Consider the following 912-nt stretch of genomic DNA (forward strand, 5'->3'; position numbering starts at 1 on the left):
ATCGGCCAATTCGCCTGTCATTTCGGGAACGTTTTGATAGGCCCAGGACATGAACAACACCGGCTCGGCCCCATTGGCGCGCACGGTGGCGGCGTGTTTTTCGGCATATTCCGTGAAGAGTGTTTTCAGTTCGGGATGCACCGGGCATTGGCTGCAATCCATGAGAATGGTCACATCGAAGGGCTTTTGCCCTTTCGGGGTGAAGATCACCCTATTCTGAGCGTCAAAACTATAGCTGCCGACGGCATCGGGGCGAAAATAGGCGGCGACATCGTGCCAATTCAGGCCAGAAGCGCTAATCGTTGCGGAAACAGATCGAAAATTATTCTTGGTTTCGGCGCGCAACACGAACTCGCGGACATGGGCGTGCAGGCTATTATTGTAATAAAAAAAGCTATTGCCGACATAGAGTGCCGAATGGGGCGCTTGATTAAGGGCCGTTACTTCCGGCTTAACCTCGGCGAAGGCGGGCATGGCGCCCAGAAAACCCGTTAACAGAGCAAATGCACGAAGATGCGACCAACCCATATCCTCAATCCTCTCAAAGACCGGCTAAAAGCCGAATATCATTGCGTGTTCGAGGCCTAAGTTATGAGTCGGTTATGACAAAAACAATCTTTAAGGGAGTATTTTTGCCCTATCATTCTTCTTAAATTGAAATCAGTTTGTCGCTTTACGGACGGGCGCTCGTAAAGAAAAGCCGCCCAATCGCAGGATCGGGCGGCTTTGAAAGGGGAACGGTTACGGTTTAGACGTTGAAGCGGAAGTGGAAAATATCGCCGTCCTGCACGGGGTATTCTTTGCCTTCCAGGCGCATCTTGCCCGCTTCCTTCGCGCCCGCTTCGCCGTTGCAGGCGATGAAATCGTCATAAGCGATGGTTTCAGCGCGAATAAAGCCCGTTTCGAAATCGG

At 51.9% G+C, this 912-nt stretch carries 2 protein-coding genes; both read right to left on the reverse strand.

The genetic code is table 11. The features are described from left to right. The coding region (locus VZ95_RS20780; RefSeq protein WP_198148468.1) for a hypothetical protein at positions 1 to 474 on the reverse strand (474 nt) is incomplete at its 3' end. A 274-nt stretch (positions 475 to 748) separates the two neighbouring features. Then, a partial coding sequence (locus VZ95_RS23650) for a DUF933 domain-containing protein (RefSeq protein WP_156995510.1) occupies positions 749 to 912 on the reverse strand: 164 nt, incomplete at its 5' end.

Origin of the sequence: Elstera litoralis (assembly GCF_000963705.1) — a bacterium.
Classification (GTDB): Bacteria; Pseudomonadota; Alphaproteobacteria; order Elsterales; family Elsteraceae; genus Elstera; species Elstera litoralis.